Source organism: Bradyrhizobium sp. Ec3.3, from assembly GCF_000472925.1.
Classification (GTDB): domain Bacteria; phylum Pseudomonadota; class Alphaproteobacteria; order Rhizobiales; family Xanthobacteraceae; genus Bradyrhizobium.
Map to the genome: position 1 here is coordinate 1 of NZ_AXAS01000157.1, position 1,559 is coordinate 1,559.

Here is a 1,559-nt window from a genome sequence, read left to right on the forward strand (position 1 = left end):
CCGCGGCAGGCATATCGCTGTGTATTCCCGCCCTTTCCAGTGTACTGGATGTGCAGGCGTCGGCCACAGCGCGCGCAACGGAATAATCCCGGCAGCAAAGCCTCGCCGCGCCTTATCGAACCGCGACCCATATAGCTCTTTCCATTGGCGTTGTCGGCAATCAGGTGCTGATTCCTCTCGAACTCCGCCCAGGCGAGATAGCCCTCGTGATGGTCGTGGATCAAAACCTGCCAGTCCCTCCAATTGCGCCGGAGTGTGTCGCGCATGATCCGCTTGCGCCCGTCCTTGATTGTCACCCGTGTCCCCCGCCGACCATAGGCGTAAGAGCCAGCGTATACCGGATTCGTCAGCATGTGGTGCAGCGTGTGATAGACGGGTGCCTTCCATTCGACTGGGCGTTTACCGCGACCTTGCGCAATCGCTGGAACGAGAACGTTCTCCTGCCTGAACCAAAGCAGCACCTGCCGGATTGATTGGAGCTCGGCGAATTTGCGGAAGACGAGCAAGATGCCGTCCTGGACGCGCCGATCAGGATCCTTCTCGATACGGCTGTCATCCGTCTTCACGTAGCCGACGGCGACCGTCAAATGAAGTTCACCCCGCCGTGCCTTTTGGCGCATGGCCTCGACGGACCGCTGCCGGAAGATCGACAACTCCATCTCACTCATGGTGCCCTTCATGCCAAGCAACAGCCGGTCATTGGGTGAGCGTGGATCATAGATGGCTTCCTCATCGACAATCAGCGTGCCGACTAGGCCGCAGAACTCCAGCAAAGTGTGCCAATCTCTGCCGTTCCGGGCAAGGCGTGATGCCTCGAGCGATACCACGGCGCCAACCCGTTCTTCGCAAATCGCGGACAGCAGCTTCTCGAAGCCCGGTCGGACCGTTCCGCCACCGGATCGGCCGAGATCATCATCGACAAGCTGGACGTCTTCCCAGCCAAGCTGCCGCGCGCGTTCGACCAAGCCATACTGGCGTCGTTGGCTCTCGAGATTGTTGACGACCTGATACGCTGTGGATTGGCGGATGTACACGAAAGCGGCACGGGCCAGGTGCGCGGGCGTGATCTTACTCATTGCCTGCTCCCTTTTTGCCGCTGGCCTGAGGCTCGTTGGCCGGCTTCGCCGCCGCTTCCGTTAGCAATACTCGCAGAAGCGCCACCGCCTTCTGGCGTTCGGCGCCACTCATATCGCCGGGCCGGGTTAGGGGAAGGAACAGATCCATTTGCGCACGACACTGCTTTCTCATTGTCGAATCCTCCGGGGCTTTCTTCCTCCGGACGACAGGCTACGAGATGATCAACCAGACTACGCAGTTGAACGAGTTGGCTGACGGGAAGGCGCGGAACCGTTACAATCTCCATCGAACATGCCGCCGGATCGAACATCCAGCCCGGCACCTGGAAGGAGCCGCCCTGCGGTTGCCGAATCAGGAAATAATGAACACCGTCGTGCTCATGGTCGCCGGTCACCAGGACCGTCCGGCCGACCAGCGGGTGGTACGGATAGGCGATCACGGCTTCGAATGTCAGAAACCCGGCACTATGGCCCCGGCTCGGA

2 protein-coding genes are annotated in these 1,559 nt (G+C 60.4%); both read right to left on the reverse strand.

Annotated features, from left to right (window positions below):
• The coding region (locus YUU_RS0145870) for a recombinase family protein (RefSeq protein ID WP_027528110.1) at positions 1–1,076 on the reverse strand (1,076 nt) is incomplete at its 3' end.
• Positions 1,073–1,559: hypothetical protein (locus tag YUU_RS58080; RefSeq protein WP_245288329.1), on the reverse strand; the 487-nt coding region annotated here is incomplete at its 5' end. The genes YUU_RS0145870 and YUU_RS58080, both read right to left, overlap by 4 nt.